A 3,297-nucleotide genomic window follows, 5' to 3' on the forward strand; every position below is an offset into this window, starting at 1 on the left:
CGCCCCGTCGTCCGGTGTGGCGCTTTATAGGCAGCACCCCGCCGAGGTGTCAACGACGTCGAATTCGAAAAATGACGGTTCGGCGACGTAGGGCTTGTGGACGGAGATCGCCTTTCGTTGGATTTTCAGGGCTGAAATCGCCCTTTCGCTGTGGAAAACTTTTTACGACGTTTGGCCTTTTCGGCCCTTCACAGGAGACTGATCTGCTCCCCTGACGCCCTGCCGTTCCGCTCTCGCGTTCCGACGCGCTTCGGCGCCGGGCCTTAGACGATCTAGGGATTTTCCATTTCGGCGGCGATTCATCCGCTTTTTTCGAGTCGGATTCGGGCGACGCGCGCCCTGCTTCGCGACCGACCGAGCCTCGCCTGCTTTGCGCCCGAACCGCCGCACGGTCGGTTTTGGAGGCCGCCGAACGCGTCCCGGTCGGCCGGCGCGCCCCTCCCCGCGAGAGCCCGGCCTTGGAACGAGGGGCCGAAACGCAGAAGGCCCCGCGCAGGGTGTGCGCGGGGCCTTCGAAACTGTCAGATGTTCGGGAGCTTAGACGCTCAGAGCTCAGCCGGGCTGTACGAGGTGACCTCGAGGCCGACGGGGGTCTCTTCGACGATCGGAGCGGTCCAGATGGCCATGGTGGCCTCCCTTGGTTGTGCGGTCGGTCGCCGCGTTTCGATGTCTGGATAGTTAGGCGCCCGGCCCGAAATCGCCAATTAATTCTCCGTCATGTTCGCGGCCCGCGCCTCCTCCAGCGCGTCCGCGAGCCGGGTGGTGGCGGAGCCGGGCTTCAGCGGCTTCGGCTGGTCCGGATGGGGCGCCCAGCCCGACAGCCACACGATCTCGAACGTGGCGCGGACGCGGCCGTCGGCGTCGGCGAAGCGCTCGGCGTAGATCTCCACCAGCCGGGCGAGGGTCGCGCGGGCGAGCGGGCGGCGGGCGCGCTCCTCGAGCGGATTGGCCGCCCCCCAGGCGCGCAGATCGGCGAACAGCGCCAGCGCATGGGGGTAGCGCACCGTGACCCGGTCGGAATCGGTCACGGGAAGCGCGAATCCCGCCCGCTGCAGCAGGCCGCCGAAAGCGCGCACGTCGGCAAAGGGCGCGACCCGCGGGCTGGAGCCGCCCGTGGTCTCGGCTTCCGCCTGCGCGAAGGCGGCGCGCAGCTCGTGCAGGGTGTCGCCGCCGAGAACGCTGGCGAGGAACAGGCCGTCCGGCCTCAGCGCGGCGCGGATCTGCGCCAGCGCGCCGGGCAGGTCGTTCACGAGCTGCAGCGCGAGCCCCGAGACGATGAGATCGAACGCGCCCGGCCTCAGCGGGGACGCTTCCGGATCGGCGACCAGATCGACGCCGGGACTGAGCCCCGCCCGGAGCGTGCGCTCCCCTCCCCGCCGGCGGGCGAGCGCCGCGGCGAATTCCGGTCCGGGCGTGGCGAGATCGAGCGCCAGCGGAAAGCCGTGCAAGGTGGCGGCGAGCCGGTCCTCGAGGTCTTCGGCGACGCGCCGGCGCAGGAAATCCGGCCCGCTCCCGGCGCGTCCGGCGCGCGCGATCCGCCGGCGCAGCAGCGCCCGGTCGAACAGCGCGGGAACGCCGGCGCCGCTCATGCGCCGCGGGCGCGGTCTGCGGCCAGAAGCTCCGCCTCGCGCGCGCCCATGTAGTCGCGGGTCAGCGGAACCGCCTCCGGATCCTTCGTGAGCTGGATCTGGAACACCATGTGCTTGCCGTGGCGGAACGAGAACTCGGCCGTGATGAGATAGAACTCCCACATGCGGCAGAAGCGTTCGCCCAGCAGCGCCGCGGCCTTGGCGCGGTTGGCCTGGAAGCGACGCTCCCAGTGGACCAGCGTCTCGGCGTAATGCAGGCGCCAGATCTCAATGTCGGTCGCCCAGAGCTTCGCGCCCTCGATCGCGGTCAGCGTCTCGGACAGGGCCGGCGAATAGCCGCCGGGGAAGATGTACTTCTTCACCCAGGCGCCGGTGACGCCCGGCCCGCCCTTGCGGCCGATGGAGTGCAGCAGCGCGACGCCGTCTGGCGCGAGCAGACGGGAGACCTTGGCGAAGAAGTCCGGAAAGCTCTTCACGCCCACATGCTCGAACATGCCGACCGAGACGATGCGGTCGAACGGGCCCTCCACGTCGCGGTAGTCCGTCAGCTCGAACCGCACCCGGCCGGAGAGGCCCCGCGCCGCGGCGCGCTCCCGGGCGAGCGCCAGCTGTTCCTTGGACAGGGTGACGCCCACCACCTCCACGTCGCAGCTTTCCGCCAGATAGATCGCCATGGAGCCCCAGCCGGAGCCGATGTCGAGCACCCGCTGCCCGGGCTTCAGGTCGAGCTTGGCCGCGATGTGGCGCAGCTTGGCGGTCTGCGCCTCCTCCAGCGTGTCGTCGGGGGAGCGGAAATAGGCGCAGGAGTAGTTGAGGCCCTCGTCCAGAAACAGCCGGTACATGTCGTTGGAGAGGTCGTAATGGGCCTCCACGTTCGTCGCCGAGCGGCCGGCGGTGTTGGGGCGCGCCCAGCGCTTCAGCGTCTTGAGCGAGCGCCGCAGCGCCTTCTGCAGCGGCAGGCCCCGAAGCCGTCCGCGGTTCCGCGCGTAGAGGGTGAGGAAATCCCGCAGGGTTCCGCGCTCGATGGTGAGGCGGCCGTCCATATAGGCCTCGCCCGCCTTGAGCTCAGGGTTGAGCAGCAGGTCCCGGGCCACCCTGGCGTCGTGCAGCCGGAGCGTCACGTCCGGCCCCGGCCCGCCGCTGTGGGTATGGGCGACGCCCTTATGGTCGATGATCGTCAGCGAGCCGACGCCGACGAAACGGCGTAGCATGGCTTGAAACAGATCCATCAGCGGCTCCGCATGGACACAGACCGCCTGAATAGAGCAGACGACGACGACGCGCGACGGTTTTCCGCGCGACGGCTGGGCGCGGCCGCGGGCGCGGCGTGGCGCGGGCTCTCGCGGTTCGGCGCGCGGACGCTCGATCTGGCGCTGCCGCCGCAATGCCTCGCCTGCGCGACGCCCGTCGCCTCGAACGGCGCGCTGTGCCTCGCCTGCTGGGGCGGGCTCCGGCTGATCGAGCGGCCCTATTGCGAGCGGCTCGGCACGCCCTTCCCCGCGGATTTCGGCCCCGGTCTGGTGTCGCCCAAGGCGCTGGCCTCACCGCCGGCCTGGGGCCGGGCGCGAGCGGCGGCGCGGTTCGAGGGGCCGGCGCGGGAGCTGGTGCACCGGCTGAAATACGCCGACGGCCTGCATCTCGCCGCCCCCATGGGCGCGCTGATGGCGCGGGCGGGGCACGAGCTGCTCGGCCCCGACGCGCTGGTCGC

At 70.8% G+C, this 3,297-nt stretch carries 4 protein-coding genes; 1 reads left to right on the top strand and 3 read right to left on the bottom strand.

Features of this window, described 5'->3' with window-relative positions; all coding sequences use genetic code 11:
• Window positions 1-545: 545 nt before the first annotated feature.
• The 3 genes from pqqA to ACFQ4O_RS16325 form a co-directional block, all read right to left on the bottom strand.
• Complete coding sequence (gene pqqA, locus ACFQ4O_RS16315; protein WP_128776471.1) at window positions 546-626, bottom strand: pyrroloquinoline quinone precursor peptide PqqA; 81 nt, start codon at window positions 624-626, stop codon at window positions 546-548.
• Between the two features lie 78 nt (window positions 627-704).
• Window positions 705-1,589 (bottom strand): methyltransferase domain-containing protein, encoded by an 885-nt coding sequence (locus ACFQ4O_RS16320; protein ID WP_378777229.1) that lies wholly within the window; start codon window positions 1,587-1,589, stop codon window positions 705-707.
• Complete coding sequence (locus tag ACFQ4O_RS16325; protein ID WP_378777231.1) at window positions 1,586-2,818, bottom strand: class I SAM-dependent methyltransferase; 1,233 nt, start codon at window positions 2,816-2,818, stop codon at window positions 1,586-1,588. Before ACFQ4O_RS16325 ends, ACFQ4O_RS16320 begins: the two co-directional genes overlap by 4 nt.
• Window positions 2,819-2,830: 12 nt before the next feature.
• On the opposite strand from ACFQ4O_RS16325, the gene ACFQ4O_RS16330 reads away from it, so the two are divergent.
• Window positions 2,831-3,297 (top strand): double zinc ribbon domain-containing protein (locus ACFQ4O_RS16330; protein ID WP_378777233.1); only part of this gene is annotated, 467 nt, incomplete at its 3' end.

The sequence above is a fragment of the Methylopila musalis genome (genome assembly GCF_042679725.1).
GTDB classification, from domain to species: domain Bacteria; phylum Pseudomonadota; class Alphaproteobacteria; order Rhizobiales; family Methylopilaceae; genus Methylopila; species Methylopila musalis.

What these genes read in the sequence shown, in the direction of transcription:
- ACFQ4O_RS16320 (WP_378777229.1), bottom strand. Translation starts at nt 1,589, where the DNA reads ATGAGCGGCGCCGGCGTTCCCGCGCTGTTCGACCGGGCGCTGCTGCGC.
- ACFQ4O_RS16325 (WP_378777231.1), bottom strand. Translation starts at nt 2,818, where the DNA reads ATGGATCTGTTTCAAGCCATGCTACGCCGTTTCGTCGGCGTCGGCTCG.
- pqqA (WP_128776471.1), bottom strand. Translation starts at nt 626, where the DNA reads ATGGCCATCTGGACCGCTCCGATCGTCGAAGAGACCCCCGTCGGCCTC.